Source organism: Acidovorax sp., from assembly GCF_046314175.1.
Taxonomy (GTDB): domain Bacteria; phylum Pseudomonadota; class Gammaproteobacteria; order Burkholderiales; family Burkholderiaceae_C; genus Acidovorax.
In genome coordinates this window covers 28,757-44,847 of the sequence record NZ_JBKBXG010000025.1, presented here as the reverse complement: position 1 = coordinate 44,847, position 16,091 = coordinate 28,757, and the positions used below count along the sequence as shown (strand labels likewise).

Below are 16,091 nucleotides of genomic sequence, written 5' to 3'. Positions count from 1 at the left end.
AAACGAGAATTTGCGGGCGGACTAGGGCTGGCTGAGTAGATCAGCCACTTCGGTGCGGTAGGCCTGCATGGCAGGCAACAGCGCCGCCAGCGCCGCCACACCGGCGGCCATCAACGGCACGCCAGCTTCTGCGGGCAGCCAGATGAGACCGGTAACCGGCAACAACCCTTGCGCCTGCAGCGCCCAGCCCAGGCCATGGGCCAGCAGGTGGCCCAGCAGCAGGCCCAGCACGGAGGCCAGCGCCGCCAGCCACAGGGCCTCCCACAACACCAGCCCGGCCACACGGCCCGGCGGCGCGCCCAGCATGCGCAGCATGGCCAGGTCGGCCCGGCGCTCGCGCACGGCGTTCCACAGCGCGATGAAAACACTCAGCGCCGCCACCGCCAGCAGCACGCCGCCAAAGGCGCGCAGCACATCGGCCCCCACGCCCAGCAGGCGCAGCAGGCGTGTGACTTCGATAGCGGGCGCTGCCGCCTGCATGGACGTGTCGCTGTTGATCTGGCGCGGCAACGTAATGGCGGCCATGGGGGTGCGGTAGCGCACCAGGGCCACGGTCACTTCGCGCTCTTCTTTCAAAATCTCCAGGTCTTCGGGGTCGCTGGCCGTGGCCGTCTCGTGCACCATCCAGACGGATTCGGTGCTGGTCAGGATCAGCCGGTCGAGCACGCAGCCGCAGGGCTTGAGCACGCCGCTGACGCGGTAGGGGTGGTCACCATGCGCGTGCCCTCCACCACCCAGCCCGTGGCTACCCACAAAGGTGGCACCCACCAGTGGTGCGCCCGCGTGGCTGGCTTTGACAATGCCGCGCGCCACGGTGGCGCCCAGCACGGCGTCCATGGGTTGCTGCCACAGCGCGCCTTCAGCCAACGTGGCTTCATAGTGCGACACGTAGTCGGGTGTGGTGCCCACGATGCGGTAGCCCTGGTAGCTGTCGCCCAGGCTGAGCGGTATGACCTGCGCCACCAGCGGGTTCTTTTGCAGCGCCTGCACCTCTTGCAGCGGGATGTTGCCGGTGGGCACGTCGATGTGGAACACCCCCGCCAAAATAAGCTGCAACGGGCTTCCCTTGGCGCCCACCACCAGGTCGATGCCAGCAAGGTCGCGTTCAAACGCCTTGTCGAGCTGCGTGGCCACCAGCAGCACCAGCGTGATAGCGGCCAAGCCCAAGGTGAGCACCAGCAGGTTGAGCACCGCAGCCAGAGGCCGGGACCACAGGTAGCGCCACGACAGGCGGGCGAGTTTGATTACTCCTGAATTCATAGCTGTTCGCGCTTATCCAATAATCGCTGGGCGCCAATTTCATTCAAATCCAGTGTTTGCGCACCTGCCAGCGCCGCCACCACGCGCTGGTCGTGCGTGGCGATGATCAGGCTGGCATCACAGGCGGCGGCGCTTTGCTGCAGCAGCGCCAGCGCGTCGGCAGCGGCTTCGTCGTCCAGGCTGGCCGTGGGCTCGTCGGCCAGCAGCACTTGGGGCGACAACAACACCGCCCGCGCCAGCGCCACCCGCTGCGCCTGCCCGCCCGAGAGCTGATGGGGCTTGCGCGCAGCCAGCTCAGCCACGCCCACATGCGCCAGCGCCCGGGTGATGGCCGCATCGTCGCGCCGCAGCCCGGCCGCAAAGTAGACCAGCGCCAGGTTGTCAGCCACCGTGAGTGCGGTGGAAAGGTACAGCTTTTGCGGCAAAAAACCAATGCTGCGGGCCCGCCAGGCGTCAATCTCGGCCCCGCGCTGCGTACCCAGCTGCGTGCCCGCCACAAACAAATCGCCTCCGCTGGCCCCGCGCAAACCGGCCATCAACGACAGCCAAGTGGACTTGCCTGAGCCCGAGCGGCCCCGCACCAACAGCGTGCCGCCCTGGCGCAGGTCCACATCTGGAAAGCGCAGTGGCGCAGCGGCGCCACTGTTCGCATAGCTATAAGAGAGGCCTCGTGTGCGAATCATGCGGCGGCCCCCGCGGAGGGGTGCGCGCACCCTGCGCAGCGACCACGCACTGCAATGTCTACTGCCAGGCTCTCATGCCCGGCCGTGGCCAGCGCCTGCAACACCTGCTTGAGCGCGGTCTGCACCTTGGCCGAGCCTTGCGACAGGCGAAACTGACGGTGGCAGTCATCGCACTCAAATCTTGGCGCGGCGCCCTCTTTGCCTCGGGGCGCCAGTGCATAGCGTGTCACGCGGGCGGCATCCACCTGTTTGTGCAGCAAGCCCGCAGCAGCAAAGCGGTCGAGCATGCGGTAGACGGTGACTTTGTTGACGGGGGCGCCAGCTGTGGCGAGGGCTGTCTCTAATTCAGACTCGGAGAATGCGACCTCAGGCTGAGCCTGGAACAGCCCAGCAAGCGCCCGTGTTGCCCGGGTTGCGCGCATACCGGGGGGGAGTGTCCAAGCGAGTTCGGGGTGCATGAATTGGGAGGGCGTAAACGCAATTGGGTTGCATTATGCACAGGCGGAATGCCTGTTGTAGCCAAAAGCCCATACCACTCCGAGCATCATCTCCTCCTATCTGCCGGATCCATTGGCTTTGGGGCACCCACCGCCTGAGCTGCCATGAAGTCGGTGCCACCTTTAACCCGTGAGAACATTGACGTGTTTCCCTTTCTGGTGGTTTTGGTAAGCGGTTCCCAAGACAGCCATCGTTTATCTATGCATATCACTTGTTGCCTAGCCAAAAAAGCCAGCGACTACCCTACTTGCTTACTAACGCTATGATTTTTTGGCTGCGCGCTTTTCTCGCGATTCCGCTAGTCCTTGCAGCTTCTGTTGCCAATGCCAAGGGAATCGTTCAGGCTAGTTTTGAGGCTTCCGTAGATCGATACGGGCACTTTGCACTGGGGCGGCCGCACGAGTACGCGCGTTTGGTTGCTATCACGGCTTCAGGGCAGCGCAGGGTGTTCGAACTGCCTGAAAACGAAGTCTTTGAGGATTTGACTCCGCGTATGGTGCGGCTTGCTGCCAGTGAGCCTGACGAAATTTTGGTAATCGTCAGCCACCGCAACCAAGGCGCTCGTCTAGTGCTACTGCGGTTAAACGGAGGGCGCATCGAGGTCAGCGCGCAATCCGCTCCCATCGGCACACCCATGCGCTGGCTCAATCCAGTGGCAGTTGCCGATTTGGACGGTGACGGCCAAGCGGAGATCGCTGCTGTCATCACGCCGCATATCGGGGGTATCCTCAAAATTTATCAAAAGCAAGGTGCTGCACTGGTCGAGGTCGCAGCGCTGGGCGGTTTCTCCAACCATGCGTTGGGCAGCACGGAGCTGGCTCTGTCGCAAGCTTTTGAAATGGGAGGAAAGGTGCGTTTGCTGGTGCCCGATACCACACGCACCGAGCTTCGTGTGGTGGGGTTTGAGAACAGGCGCCTGGTGGAGCAGGGCCGGTGCACTCTGCCCACTGCGATAACGGGTGGAATGCAAGCTGTGTCCACCACACAAGTATCTGTTGGGCTGCGCTCTGGGCGCCAAACGATCTCGCCGAAAGACTGCCTTCGGCAATAGCGACTGGAGCCACTCGACAATGTGCCGGCTTAGGCAGCCCTCGCTCAGGGTGGGGGCTGCACCCTGAAGTGTGCGGCGCTCCCCGCGCCACCACACACTGCAGCTGGGCTGGCTACCCCTTCAAATACTTCGCAAACGTCTTGCGAAACTTCTCCACCTTCGGCCCCACCACAAACGCGCAATATCCCGCGTTCGGGTTGTTCGCAAAGTAGTCCTGGTGATACGCCTCGGCCGTGCTGTAGTTGTCCAGCGGCTTCACCTCCGTGGTGATCGGCGCGCCAAACAGCTTGTCTTGCGACATCTGGCGGATCATGTTGTTAGCCACCTCACCGTCTTCGGGCTTGTTGAAATAGATGCCGCTGCGGTACTGGGTGCCCACGTCGTTGCCCTGGCGGTTGAGGGTAGTCGGGTCATGGGTGTGGAAGAAGATTTCCAGGACTTCTTCGAGGCTGATCTCGTCGGCGTCAAACGTCAGGCGCACCACTTCGGCGTGGCCGGTGTCGCCTTGGCAGATCTGCTCGTAGCTGGGGTTGATGGTCTGGCCGTTGGTGTAGCCACTTTCCACGTCGGTGATGCCGCGCACGCGGTCGAACACGGCTTCGGTGCACCAGAAGCAGCCGCCGCCCAGGGTGATAGTTTGTTGGTTGTTGGCCATGTCGTTCTCCATGCGGTGAATGTGGGCCGCATGGTACGCGGCCCCGTTCGCCGCTGGGCGGGCGGGGACATTGGGGTGGCGGCCACCCTACTCGTATTTACGCCCCTGCGCCATCAGTTCGGGCGTGCCGATCAGCGCGTTCAGACCGTCAAAGTCCATCATCCGGTCCTTAAAGGGTGCCGTGGTCTGGTGCGCATGCAGACTGGCGTAGTAGCCCTGCAGGGTGTGCGCCACGGCCCGCGCCGTGCCGCCCGGGAAGATCACGATGCGAAAGCCGCGTTGCTGCAGCTCGGCAGCGCTCTGGATGGGTGTTTTGCCGCCTTCGACCATGTTGGCCAGCAGCGGGATGCGGTGGGCAAAACGTTGACACGCGGCGTCCATTTGCTCGGGGGTGCGCAGGGCTTCGATAAAAAGCGCGTCTACGCCACAGGCCAGGTAGGCCTCGGCGCGGTCAAACGCCGCCTCGATGCCCTCCACCGCCAGCGCATCGGTGCGGGCAAGAATCAGAGTGTGGGCGTTGTGGCGCGCGTCCACCGCCGCTTTGAGCTTGCCGCACATCTCGGCCATGGGCACTACGGTTTTTCCGTCCAAGTGGCCGCAGCGTTTGGGAAAGCCCTGGTCCTCGATCTGCACCATGGCGGCACCCGCACGCTCAAAGCCGCGCACGGTGCGCTGGGTGTTGAGCGCGTTGCCAAACCCGGTGTCGGCATCGACGATGACCGGCGTGCGCACGCGCTCGGTGATGCGGGCCAGGGTGTCTTCCACCTCGGTGTAGGTGGTCAGGCCCACATCAGAGCGGCCCAGTCGCGTGTAGGCAATGGAGGCACCCGAGAGGTACAGCGCCTCAAAACCTGCCTGTTCGGCGACCAGTGCGCTCAGGGCGTCGTACACGCCGGGGGCGAGGATGGTGCGGAGTTCGTGGAGGCGTTCTTGCAGCGATGAAGTAGTCATGTCTTCAAATTTTCTAACGGGCCAGTTGGGCCGCCGTGTGTGCAGCGATGTAACCGCCCGCCACCGCGCTGAGCAACCCGTTGCCCGAGAGGTAACCCCATACCGCGTTGCCCGACACGCCGCGCGCTGCGCCGCCTGCGGCCAGCAGGTTGGGAAACGGTTCACCGTCGCCGCCGAGCACGCGGCACTGGGCGTCAATATCGAGTCCGCCCTGGGTGTGGAACAGCGCGCCAGTGACCTTGACGGCGTAGAACGGGGCCTGCAAGGGGCGTTGAAAGACGCGGTTTTCAGCAAATTTATGGTCTTTTTGGTCGCTAGCGCTTGTCAGGCTTGCGGTAGTAGCTATCAAATTTGATTCATCGCACCCGATGACCGCCGCCAGTGCCTGCACGCTGTCGCAGTGCTTCACGGCCCCAGCGGCCTCGGCGTCGGCAAAGTCCGGAAAGGTGCGTGCCAGCGCCAGAATGGGCGCGTCGAACACGTTCCAGACCACGCCGCCGGGCTGCGCCAGCACATGCACCGAGGCCTCAGAGTAGCCTTGAGTTTCGTCGTGGAAGCGCTCTCCCAGCGCATTGACCTGGATGCCGCCTTCCATCATCAGCGCCCACGAAATCAGCGCACCCTGCGGCACGGCCCAGGAGCCATGGCCCTGGTAGCCACCCAGGTCGGCCAGCCGGGCGCCCAGAGCGCGGCCCCAGGCAATGGCGCTGCCGTCATTGCCAGTGTGGCCCGCAAACAGCGCGTTGCGCATCTCGGGCAGCAGCTCGCGCACCATGGCCGCATTGCCGCCAAAGCCGTTGCACGCCAGGATAAGCGCGTCGCAGGCCAGGTGTTCCAGCGTGCCATCGGGCCGCTCGTAGCCCACGCCGATCACGCGGTGCCCTGCATTGATCCACAGCTCGCGCACGGTGGCGTCGGTCACCATCGGAATATCTGCGGCGGCCATCGCGTTGGCCAGGCGGCCCATCAGGCCTGCGCCGGTTTTCTCGGGCGTGGCGTGCATGCGGCGTACGCTATGGCCAGGGTACAGAAAGCCGTCGAGGACCTGCCACTGCAGCCCGTGGCGCTGCTGCAGCGCATCGAGCGCGGGGCCGATGGCCTGGGCGTAGGCCTGTACCAGGTGCGGCGCCGCCCTGCCCTTGGCTTTTGCGGTGATGTCGGCGGCAAAGCGATCTGGGCTGTCGTCAACGCCCGCTGCGCGCTGCACTTGCGTGCCCGGCGCCGGAATGAAGCCGGAGGACAACGCCGATGAGCCCGTGGGCGTGGCGTCGCGCTCCAGAACCGCGCAGTCCACACCTGCGTCGTGCAGCATCAGCGCTGCCGTCAGCCCACAGGCACCACCGCCGACGATGACTACCGGCACATGCGCGTCTTGCGCCACGGTGCCGGGCATGTGTTCGGCTTGGCAGATGCGGGGCGCGGTCATGGGTGGCGCGGTCATGCGGGTGTGGCTCCCACCGCAGCGCTGAAATCGGCACAGGTCAGCACCTGCGCCACGTTGGCCATGTCGGCCAGCGAGGTGTCGTGAACCTCCTGCTTGAAGGCCGCGCAGCCGTCAGACAACACCAGCGTCTGGTAGTCGCGCATGTGGGCATCACGCACCGTGCTGGCCACACCGCCGTTGGTGACGATGCCGCACACCGCCACCGTGGTGATGCCCGCGCGGCGCAGCACCCAGTCGAGCTGGGTGTTGAAGAAGGCCGAATACGCGACTTTGCACACCGAGACATCTACCCAGGGAGCGATGTCTGCCACATGGGCCTGGCCGTTGCTGCCGGGAGCAAAGTCGCCACGGCGCAAAAAGGGGCGCAACTGCTGAAGGTGGGGCGACACCATGGGCTCGCCCTGCGCGTCGGGCCACAGGGTGAACTGGCTGCCGACCACCATGCCACCCGCCGCCTTCAGCGCCTGGGCCACTGCGGCGACGCGTGGTGGCAAGGCTTGCGCAGCCGGGCTCACCGCACCGCCCCGGGCGTAGGCGCCATCGGGTGCCAGAAAGTCGTTCTGCAGGTCGATGATTACCAGCGCGGTATGGCGTGAGTCGATAACCGTGGTGCTGCTCATGCTGCACCCGCTCCATCGGCACGCACCAGCAGGTTGCCCAGCGGATCAACGGTGGCGCTGAAACCGGGCTCCAGCCACACGGTGGTGTCGGGCTGCTCCAGGATCGCGGGGCCCTCGATGCGGGTGCCCACGGGCAGGTCCAGTCGCGCGTGGCGCGCGGCATCCCACCAGCGGCCTGCATGGAACACAGGCTGCACACCCAGCGATGGGTTCACCGTGGTCGTCTGCGGTGCGAGCACCGTCAAGTCGAACTTGGGACGCACGCCCACGCGGGCGTAGCGCAGGTTCATCACCCGCACGGCAATGCCGTCGAGCACACGGCCAAAAGCGGCACGGTAGGCCGACTCAAAAGCGGCGCGGATGCCATCAAAGTTCAGCGCGTCAGCCGCTACCGGCACCTGTACGGTGTGGGTCTGCCCGGCGTAAAGCATGTCGAGCGCGATGATCTCCTGCACCTGCACAAACTTCACCCCCGCCGAATCCAGCCGCTGCTGGCAGGCCGCGGCCAGTGTGGCCACGCGCTGGCGCAGGTCGGCCACGTCCAGGTCGGCCAGGGGTTTGTTGAGCGTTTGCACCGCGTCGTGGCGCATGTCGGCCATCACGCAGCCCAGGGCAGATGTGACACCGGGGTAGCGCGGAACGATGCCCGTGCCCACGCCCACCTCGCGCATCATGGCGCACACATGCAGCGCACCGCCACCGCCAAACGGCATGTAGGCAAACTGGCGCGGGTCGTGACCGCGCTCGATGGACACCACACGCACGGCGCCTGCCATCTTGGCGTTGGCCACCGTGAGGATGGCTTCGGCCGCAGCCATCAAATCCAGGCCCAGGGGTTGGGCCACATGCACCTCAATGGCGTCGCGCGACTTTTGCGAATCCATGGCGGCCAGCAGGCCGCCGCCCAGGGGTCGGTCGGCCGCGATGCGACCCAGCAGCACGTTGGCATCGGTCACCGTGGGGCGCGTGTTGCCCCGGCCATAACAAGCCGGGCCAGGAATACTGCCCGCTGACTCTGGGCCTACCTGCAGCATGCCGCTAGCGTCCACCGAGGCAATCGACCCGCCCCCCGCGCCTATGGTCTCGATCTGGATCATCGGAGAGCGCACCACCATGCCAAATTCAATGGCGGTCTGTGCGGCCAGGGCGGCTTCGCCCTTGGCGACGAGCGACACGTCGAACGAGGTGCCGCCCATGTCGCCCGTGATCACATCGGGGAAACCTGCCGCGCGTGCAATGGCCGCACAGGCAATCACGCCCGCCGCCGGGCCCGAGAGCGCGGTGCGCACCGGCACATCGCAAGCCGTCTGGCGCGACATGACGCCTCCGTTGCTCTGCACGATGAGCAGCTCGCCACCAAAGCCCTGCGTGCGCAGGTCGCCTTCCAGCCGTTCCAGATAGCTGCCCACCACGGGCTGCAGCGCTGCGTTGAGCGTGGCGGTGGAGCAGCGCTCGAACTCGCGGATCTCTGGCAGCACCTCGCTGGCGGCTGTCACATGCGGGTTGGGCCAAACGCTGCGCACCGCGGCCACGGCGGCCTGTTCGTTGGCGGGGTTGGCGTAGGTGTTGATGAAGAACACGCACACCGCCTCGCAGCCCGCGTCCAGCAAGGCCTGGGCCTGGGCCTTGACCTGCTCGATGTCCACCGGGGTGTGCACCGTGCCATCGGCCAGCACGCGCTCGTCCACTTCGAGGCGCAGGTCGCGCGGCACGATGGGCTCAAAGCTGCCGCGCAGGCCCCAGGTCTGGGGTCGGTCGCGGCGGCGCATCTCCAGCACGTCGCGAAAACCGCGCGTGGTGATGATGCCGGTGCGTGCTACCTTGCGCTCCAGCAGCGCATTGGTGCCCACGGTGGTGCCGTGCACGATGGTGGCGATCTGCCCCGCCGAGTCGGCCACACGCGCCACGCCGTTCATGAAACCGCGCGCCTCTTCGCCCCGGGTACTGGGCACCTTGACGATGCGGGCGCTGCCGTCGCGCTCGTCCAGCACGAACAGGTCGGTGAAGGTGCCGCCCACGTCCACGCCGACGACGTACGACGCTTTCTCCGAATCTCTTTCCGAAACCTTACCGCTGCTCATTCCTTGCCTTTCAGTGCTTTCAGTGCGGTTGGGGCAGTCACATAGCCCATCGCCAAATCTTTCTCACGCGCAGCCGCACTCCGCGCACTGGGCGCGCCATAGCCGCCGCCGCCGGGGGTTTCCAGCCGCACGCGTTCGCCGCGCTTCAGGCGGATGCCGATCATCTTGGAGCGCATGGGCGGTTGCTGCCACTCACTATCGTTTTCATAGCTGAAGACGTTCATGGAACCTGCGCTACCGCCCGAAATGCCTTGGGGTGCGGCCTTGCCACGCTCGCCAAAGATGAACACCTCGGCGTCCTGTTCCAGCAGCTCAATCTCATAGATCGCGCCCAGGCCACCCCGGTGCTGGCCGTCACCACCGGAATCGGGCCGGAGCGCCCATTGCGTGAAGCGCACGGGGTACGCAGCCTCCAGAATTTCCAGCGGCGGGATGGTGGCGGTGGAGATGGGCGCGTTGCCGTGGCTCAGGCCGTCGCCATCGCTGTGCCCGCCGTGGCCGCCACCGAAGAAGCTGAACATGACCCAACGCTGCCCCTTGCGAGCGGCGTCGGTGCGGTGGCCTGCGATGGACAGCGCGTTGATGGTGCCGTAGGCCTGGGCCATGGCGCGCTTCGGGTCAGCCTGCGCCGTGGCGCTGAAAATCACGTCGATCATGCGCAGGATGGTCTCGGTGTAGCCACCCACCGGGCGTGGGCGGGCGGCGCTGATGACCAGGCCGTCTGGCAGCACGAAGTCCACCGCATCCAGTACGCCCGCGTTGGCGGGTACATCGGGGAACAGATGCTTTAGCGCCACGTAGCACGCCGCAATCGCTGTGGCGCGCGAGATGTTCACCGGCCCGGCGCACTGCGGCGAGGTACGTGAGAAGTCGAGCGTGAGACGCTCGCCCTGCACTGTCATGTCGAGCGCGATGGTGAGTGGCTCATCCTTGACGCCGTCGTTGTCCAGGATGTCGCTGAAGCTGTAGCGCCCGTCGGGCAGCGCTGCAATGTGCGACTGCATGAGCTTGACGGCGCGTGTGCGCAGCTCACCCATGGCCTGATGCACCACGGCGTCGCCATACTGGTCCAGCAGGTCGTGCAGGCGGCGCTCGCCCAGGTCTAGGGCGGCCAGCTGGCCATTGAGGTCGCCCCACAGGCTGTCGGGCAGGCGGGTGTTGGCCTTGAGGATGGCCAGCACGTCGTCATCAAACACACCGCTGCGCACGATGCGCACGGGCGGGATCTGCACCGCCTCCTGCCAGCACTCGGTGGCGGCCGGGTTGTAGTTGCCGGGCACGTTGCCGCCCACGTCGTGCCAGTGCGCGGCCGATGCCAAAAAGCAATACAGCTTGCCGTAGCGAAAGAAGGGGCGCACCAGCTTGAAGTCGTTGGCGTGCGTGCCGCCTTCGTAGGGGTCGTTGAACAGCCAGGTGTCGCCCGCCGTGATGCCGCCGCGCTCGCCTGCGACCCGCATGGCAGCGCGCACCGCAAACGCCATGGCCCCCACAAACACGGGCAGGCCCGACTTGCCCTGCACCAGCGTGTCGCCACTGATGGCGTCGTACAGGCCGTGGCAGGCATCATGCGCCTCGGCAATGATGGGGTTGAACGCGCTGCGGTACAGCGTGGCGTCCATCTCGTCGGCAATCTGCTCCAAGCGGCCGCGCAAAACGGCCAGGGTAACGGGGTCCATGGGGGGCGGTGCGGTGTGTGCGATCGTGTTGTGTTCAGCCATTGATGGCCTCCTTGCCAAAGCGGGTGCGCAGCTGGTTCAGCAGACCGCCAGCGCGCACCATGTCCATGAGAAACGGGGGAATCGGATCGCAGGCCAGCGCCTGGCCCTGCTGCGTGATGACGGCGGGTGCCTGCCAGTCGAGCGTGATGGCATCGCCCTCCCCCACCGCATCGGCCTCGGGGCAGGTGAGCAGCAACAGTCCCAGGTTGAAGGCGTTGCGAAAGTACAGGCCGCTGAAGGACGGTGCGATGACCGCCACGATGCCCAGGCGTACCAGCACGGCGGCGGCCTGTTCGCGCGATGAGCCGATGCCGAAGTTGGGCCCGGCCACGATGACATCGCTTTTGCGAACCCCGCTCACGAAGTCGGGTCGCATCGATTCGAGGCAGTGGCGAGCGAGCACGTCGATGCCGTGCTTCATGGCGTGTCCGGGGGCCAGCACATCGGTGTCGATGTCGGCGCCCAGCTTCCAGACGCGGTGGGTGTTTGTCATGCCAACACTTCTCTCGGGTCGGTGATGAAGCCGCGCAGTGCTGAGGCGGCCACGGTGTAGGGCGACGCCAGGTACACCTGCGCAGTGGCCGATCCCATGCGGCCCTTGAAGTTGCGCGCGGTGCTGGAGATGACGGTGGTGTTGTCGCCCACCGTGTCGCCATACCCTGCGCAGGCACCGCAGGTGGTGGGAAACAGCTCGGCCCCGGCGTCCTGAAGCACCTGAAGCACACCTTCTGCACGCGCGGCAGCCTGGTCCTGCTGGCTGGCGGGGGCCACCATCAGGCGCACGCCGCTGGCCACGCGTTGGCCACGCAGTACGGTGGCCGCGGCGCGCAGGTCATCCAGCTTGGCGCCAGTGCACGCACCGATGTAGGCCACGTCAATCGCCTGACCCGCGTGCTGGGCCACGGGGGCGGCGTTGGCGGGGCTGTGGGGGGCGGCGACCTGGGGCGTGAGCGTGGTCGCATCAAACGCATGGCGCGTGAGGGGTGCGCCCTCATCTGTGCACCAGGCGTCCAGCCCTTGCAACGCGTCGTGGGCCACGCCCGCAGCGTGGAGCCAGCCGCGCGTGGTGGCGTCAGGCGCAATCAGCCCGGCCTGGGCGCCCAGTTCGGCACTCATGTTCGACAGTGTCATGCGCTCCTGCATGCTGAGCGCCTGCACTGCCGGGCCTGCAAACTCCACGGCCTGGTACTGGCCGCCGTTCATGCCAAAGCGGCCGATCATGTGCAGCATCATGTCCTTGGCCGTCAGGCCGGTGCCCAGGTGCCCGCTCCAGTGCATCTGCAGGGTGTGGGGCACGCGCAGCCAGATCTCGCCAGTGACCACCACACCCAGCATCTCGGTGCTGCCAATGCCAAACATGTAGGCGCCAAACGCACCGCCCGTGGGCGAGTGCGAATCGCCACCCACGCAGAACATGCCGGGGCGGATGTGGCCGTGCTGCGGCACCACCACATGGCAAATGCCTTTGCCGTCATACACGTGGGGCAAATCTTGTTCTCGTGCCCATTCGCGCGCGATGCGCACGATGCGGCGGGATTCGTCATCACGCTCGGGCAGGTAGTGATCCATCACCAAGACGACGCGGGTTTTGTCCCAGATCTGCGCGCCCAGCTCGTCGAGCATGGGCTTCAAACGCCGGGGGCCGGACGAATCGTGGAACATGGCCAGATCGACCCGGCAGTTGACGATGTCACCGGGCGTGACGCTGGCGCGGCCGCTGGCGCGAGCCACCAGCTTTTGCGCCAGGGTGCTGGGGCCACTAGAAGGCATGGTGGTCATGCAGCTACAGGCCCAGGTAGGCGCGGCGCAGGTCGTCGCTGCGCAGCAGATCGTCCGGCGCGCCGGAGAAGCGGATGCTGCCGTTTTCCATCACATAGGCGCGGTCCGCAATCTCCAGCGACTGCCCCACGTTTTGCTCGACCAGCAGCACGGCCAGACCGGTGGATCGCAACTGGCGGATGAGGCCAAACATCTCCTCGACCAACAGCGGCGAGAGGCCCAGCGATGGCTCGTCCAGAATCAACAGGCGCGGCTCGGCCATCAGGCCCCGGCCAATGGCCAGCATCTGCTGCTCGCCGCCGCTCATGGTGCCGGCGAGCTGTGTGGTGCGTTCCTTCAGGCGCGGAAAGGTGGCGAACACTTTGTCGATGTTCTCGGCCCGGCGCTCGCGGGCGCGGGTGAAGCTGCCCAAGGCCAGGTTCTCCAGCACGCTGAGGTTGGGGAAAATCTTGCGCCCCTCGGGCACCTGGATCAACCCGGCCTTGACCACATGCGTGTAGTGCGCGCCACTGAGGTCGGCACCGTCGAACGCCACCCTGCCCTGCCAGGCCTTGTAAATGCCACACACCACGTTGTTGAGCGTGGACTTTCCCGCACCGTTGCTTCCCAGCAGCGCAACTGTCTCGCCTGGATTGACGTGCAGGTCCACACCGCGCAGCACCTCGACGCGGCCGTAGCCGCCACGCAGGCCCTGAATGTCCAGCAGGGGCGTGGTCTTCAAGGATTCCGTCGCACTCATGCCGCGACTCCCTGCGCTGCGGCGCGCAGCCGCGCGGCCGTGCCGTGCCCTAGGTAGGCCTCTATCACGCGCTCGTCGGCCGTGACGTGCGCCGGGCTGCCCTGCGCAATCAACTGACCCTGGGCCAAAACCCACACATGCTCGGCCAGGTTCATTACGGCCTGCATGACGTGCTCGATCATCAGCACCGTCACGCCTCCGTCGGCAATGCCGCGCACTACGGGAATCATCTCGGCAATCTCCTGCGGGTTAAGGCCTGCCAGCACTTCGTCGAGCAGCAGCAGCCGGGGCTGGGTGGCCAGCGCACGGGCCAGTTCAAGGCGCTTGCGGCCTGCCACCGTCAGGTCAGCCGCTGGCTTGTCGAGCTGGGACAGCAGGCCCACGCGCGCTGCCACATCGGTTGCCAGTGCCAGCGCGGCGCGGCGGCTGGGTTCTTTGAGATGGGCGCCCACAGCAATGTTCTCGCGCACGGTTTGCGCAGCGAACGGCTGCACGATCTGGAAGGTGCGCGTCATACCCAGCCTGGCGTTGACGTGCGGTGCCTGGCCGGTAATGTCAACGCCTGCAAGCCGAACGGTGCCGGTATCGGGACGCACAAACCCAGACATCAGCGCAAACAGCGTGGTCTTGCCCGCACCATTGGGGCCGATGAGGGCCGTGAGCGAACCTTCGGGCACCGTTAGGCTGACGTCCTGCACCGCCTTCAGGCCACCAAAGGACTTGCTCAGATGGCTCAGTTGCAACAGATCATTTGCCATTGCGGCCTCCCGAGCGCTTCCACAAAGCCACTACCGATTGCCCGATGCCTGCAATGCCACGTGGCAGAAACATCACGATGAGCACCAGCACCACGCCGTAGATCACCATATTGATGCCAGGCAACTGGCCAAACAGGTTGCGCGTGACGTCGGCCAGCACATGCAGCACCAGTGCACCCAGCACCGGGCCCCACACAGTGCCGATGCCGCCCACGATGGCTGCCACAAGGGCTTCTACCGACGTGACCGAGCCATACGCAATGCCAGGGTCGATGTACTGGAACACCTGCACATAAAACGCACCCGCCGCGCCCATAAAGCCGCCCGACAGCGCAATCGCGCCCATCTTGACGTTGAAAGGGTTCACACCAATGGCGCGTGCGGCGTCTTCGTTGTCACGCACGGCCTGCAGCCAGGCGCCAAAGCGCGAGTTCTTGAGCCACCAACTCACCAGCAGCGCCAGCGTGACCAGGGCCAAGATGAGAAACACATAGCCCTTGCGCGAGCCGAACTGCATGTTGCCCAGTGATTCCTTGAGCGGCAGCATCAGGCCCACGCCTGCCCCGGTGAAAGGCACGGACAGCGCCAGGATGCGGAACACCTCGGCAAACGCCAGCGTGACCAGCGCGAAGTACGAACCCTTGAGCCCATATCGGAACGACAGCCCGCCCACGAACAGGCCCACCAGCGCGCTGCCTGCCACGGCCATGGGCAAGGCCACCCAAGGGTTGATACCGCCCTGCATTTGCGCAATGGCCTGGATGTAGGCACCCGTGCCAAAGAACAAGGCATGGCCAAACGAAAACTGTCCACCAAACCCGCCCAGAATGTTCCAGGCCTGGGCCAGCAAGGCCGCGTAAAGCGCCATCATCACGAAGTTGAGCAGCACGCCCGATTCCGAAATGCCGGTGACAGCAGCCACGACGGCCGCAAACAATCCAATGGTCCAGAGTTGCTTCACGGCTTGGCTCCAAAAAGGCCCTGCGGGCGAAACAGCAGTACCGCAATGAAGATCGCAAAAATGCCGATCTGCCCCAGCGATTCGCCCAGATAAAGACCGCCCAGCGACTCCACAACACCGATCAGCAGGCCCCCCACCAATGCGCCAGTGAAGCTGCCCATGCCGCCCAGCACCACGATGGTGAAGGCCACCAGCACAAAGCCGCTGCCCACCTGCGGGTTCACGTAGTAAGCCGGCAGCAGAAAACACGCGGCTGCCCCCAGGCAGGCCAGGCCAATGCCAAAGCTCATGGCGTAGACGTGGTCCACGTTGATGCCCATGAGTTTGGCGCCGTGTTTTTCACGCGCTACAGCGCGGATGGCGCGGCCCAGGTCCGTCTTGCCGACAATCCACAGCAACACGCCCGACACCACCAGCGCCCCGGCAAAGGCCACCAGCTTTGGCAAGGCAATCATTGCGGGACCCACCGCCACGGTGGTCAGCGTGTACGCGGTCTCGATGGTGCGGGTGTCGGACTTGAAGAACAGCAGTGCCAGGTTCTCCATGACGATAGAGATACCCAGCGTGACGAGCAGGATGTTCTCGTCCTTGCCGTGGCTGGCACGGTTGATGACTACCCGCTGCAGTCCATAGCCCAGGGCAAACATGCCCGGCACCAGGATGGGCAGCGCAAGGTACGGGTCGATCCCGAAGTTCTGCTTGAGCAAGTACACGGCGTACAGCGCCAGCATCAGCGATGCGCCATGGGCAAAGTTGATGATGTGCAGCACGCCATAGATCAGCGTGAGGCCAAGCGCGATCAATGCATAGACCGCGCCCGTCGTCAGGCCGTTCAGGATGGAGGGAAAGAGGATGCTGAGCTCAAACATGGGTATGAGTCCGGCTTTCAGGCA

At 65.4% G+C, this 16,091-nt stretch carries 16 protein-coding genes; 1 reads left to right on the top strand and 15 read right to left on the bottom strand.

The window, feature by feature from the left end; all coding sequences use genetic code 11:
- Window positions 1–21: 21 nt before the first annotated feature.
- From ACK4OE_RS09425 to ACK4OE_RS09415, 3 genes are read right to left on the bottom strand one after another with little or no spacing between them, the layout of a single operon-like run.
- Complete coding sequence (locus ACK4OE_RS09425; RefSeq protein ID WP_409884554.1) at window positions 22–1,260, bottom strand: FtsX-like permease family protein; 1,239 nt, start codon at window positions 1,258–1,260, stop codon at window positions 22–24.
- Window positions 1,257–1,943 (bottom strand): ATP-binding cassette domain-containing protein, encoded by a 687-nt coding sequence (locus ACK4OE_RS09420; protein WP_409884553.1) that lies wholly within the window; start codon window positions 1,941–1,943, stop codon window positions 1,257–1,259. The genes ACK4OE_RS09425 and ACK4OE_RS09420 overlap by 4 nt, the downstream gene beginning before the upstream one ends.
- Window positions 1,940–2,365, bottom strand: coding sequence for a Fur family transcriptional regulator (locus ACK4OE_RS09415; RefSeq protein ID WP_409884570.1), 426 nt, complete (start codon window positions 2,363–2,365; stop codon window positions 1,940–1,942). Before ACK4OE_RS09415 ends, ACK4OE_RS09420 begins: the two co-directional genes overlap by 4 nt.
- A 338-nt stretch (window positions 2,366–2,703) precedes the next feature.
- On the opposite strand from ACK4OE_RS09415, the gene ACK4OE_RS09410 reads away from it, so the two are divergent.
- Window positions 2,704–3,492 (top strand): FG-GAP repeat domain-containing protein, encoded by a 789-nt coding sequence (locus ACK4OE_RS09410; protein ID WP_409884552.1) that lies wholly within the window; start codon window positions 2,704–2,706, stop codon window positions 3,490–3,492.
- A 112-nt stretch (window positions 3,493–3,604) separates the two neighbouring features.
- Here the strand turns inward: ACK4OE_RS09410 and msrA are convergent, their stop codons facing one another.
- The 12 genes from msrA to ACK4OE_RS09350 form a co-directional block, all read right to left on the bottom strand.
- The gene (gene msrA, locus ACK4OE_RS09405; protein WP_409884551.1) at window positions 3,605–4,147 is read right to left on the bottom strand and encodes a peptide-methionine (S)-S-oxide reductase MsrA; all 543 of its coding nucleotides are present in this window, start codon (window positions 4,145–4,147) and stop codon (window positions 3,605–3,607) included.
- 87 nt (window positions 4,148–4,234) lie between these two features.
- Entirely contained in the window at window positions 4,235–5,098 is an 864-nt protein-coding gene (locus ACK4OE_RS09400) for an oxaloacetate decarboxylase (protein ID WP_409884550.1), read from the bottom strand.
- A gap of 13 nt (window positions 5,099–5,111) precedes the next feature.
- Window positions 5,112–6,539, bottom strand: coding sequence for an FAD-dependent oxidoreductase (locus ACK4OE_RS09395; RefSeq protein WP_409884549.1), 1,428 nt, complete (start codon window positions 6,537–6,539; stop codon window positions 5,112–5,114).
- Window positions 6,536–7,162 (bottom strand): cysteine hydrolase family protein, encoded by a 627-nt coding sequence (locus ACK4OE_RS09390; RefSeq protein WP_409884547.1) that lies wholly within the window; start codon window positions 7,160–7,162, stop codon window positions 6,536–6,538. The genes ACK4OE_RS09395 and ACK4OE_RS09390 overlap by 4 nt, the downstream gene beginning before the upstream one ends.
- Window positions 7,159–9,243: a hydantoinase/oxoprolinase family protein gene (locus ACK4OE_RS09385; protein WP_409884546.1), complete on the bottom strand. Its 2,085-nt coding sequence runs from the start codon at window positions 9,241–9,243 to the stop codon at window positions 7,159–7,161. The genes ACK4OE_RS09390 and ACK4OE_RS09385 overlap by 4 nt, the downstream gene beginning before the upstream one ends.
- A complete protein-coding gene (locus ACK4OE_RS09380) occupies window positions 9,240–10,961 on the bottom strand; it encodes a hydantoinase B/oxoprolinase family protein (RefSeq protein ID WP_409884544.1) in 1,722 nt (573 codons plus the stop codon). Before ACK4OE_RS09380 ends, ACK4OE_RS09385 begins: the two co-directional genes overlap by 4 nt.
- Window positions 10,954–11,454, bottom strand: a complete 501-nt coding sequence (locus tag ACK4OE_RS09375) for a 3-isopropylmalate dehydratase (RefSeq protein WP_409884543.1) — start codon at window positions 11,452–11,454, stop codon at window positions 10,954–10,956. The genes ACK4OE_RS09380 and ACK4OE_RS09375 overlap by 8 nt, the downstream gene beginning before the upstream one ends.
- Window positions 11,451–12,740, bottom strand: coding sequence for a 3-isopropylmalate dehydratase large subunit (locus ACK4OE_RS09370; protein ID WP_409884540.1), 1,290 nt, complete (start codon window positions 12,738–12,740; stop codon window positions 11,451–11,453). The genes ACK4OE_RS09375 and ACK4OE_RS09370 overlap by 4 nt, the downstream gene beginning before the upstream one ends.
- A 4-nt stretch (window positions 12,741–12,744) precedes the next feature.
- Window positions 12,745–13,479 (bottom strand): ABC transporter ATP-binding protein, encoded by a 735-nt coding sequence (locus ACK4OE_RS09365; RefSeq protein WP_409884538.1) that lies wholly within the window; start codon window positions 13,477–13,479, stop codon window positions 12,745–12,747.
- A complete protein-coding gene (locus ACK4OE_RS09360) occupies window positions 13,476–14,237 on the bottom strand; it encodes an ABC transporter ATP-binding protein (protein ID WP_409884536.1) in 762 nt (253 codons plus the stop codon). The genes ACK4OE_RS09365 and ACK4OE_RS09360 overlap by 4 nt, the downstream gene beginning before the upstream one ends.
- Window positions 14,227–15,198, bottom strand: coding sequence for a branched-chain amino acid ABC transporter permease (locus ACK4OE_RS09355; protein WP_409884534.1), 972 nt, complete (start codon window positions 15,196–15,198; stop codon window positions 14,227–14,229). Before ACK4OE_RS09355 ends, ACK4OE_RS09360 begins: the two co-directional genes overlap by 11 nt.
- Complete coding sequence (locus tag ACK4OE_RS09350; protein WP_409884533.1) at window positions 15,195–16,067, bottom strand: branched-chain amino acid ABC transporter permease; 873 nt, start codon at window positions 16,065–16,067, stop codon at window positions 15,195–15,197. Before ACK4OE_RS09350 ends, ACK4OE_RS09355 begins: the two co-directional genes overlap by 4 nt.
- Window positions 16,068–16,091: the final 24 nt, after the last annotated feature.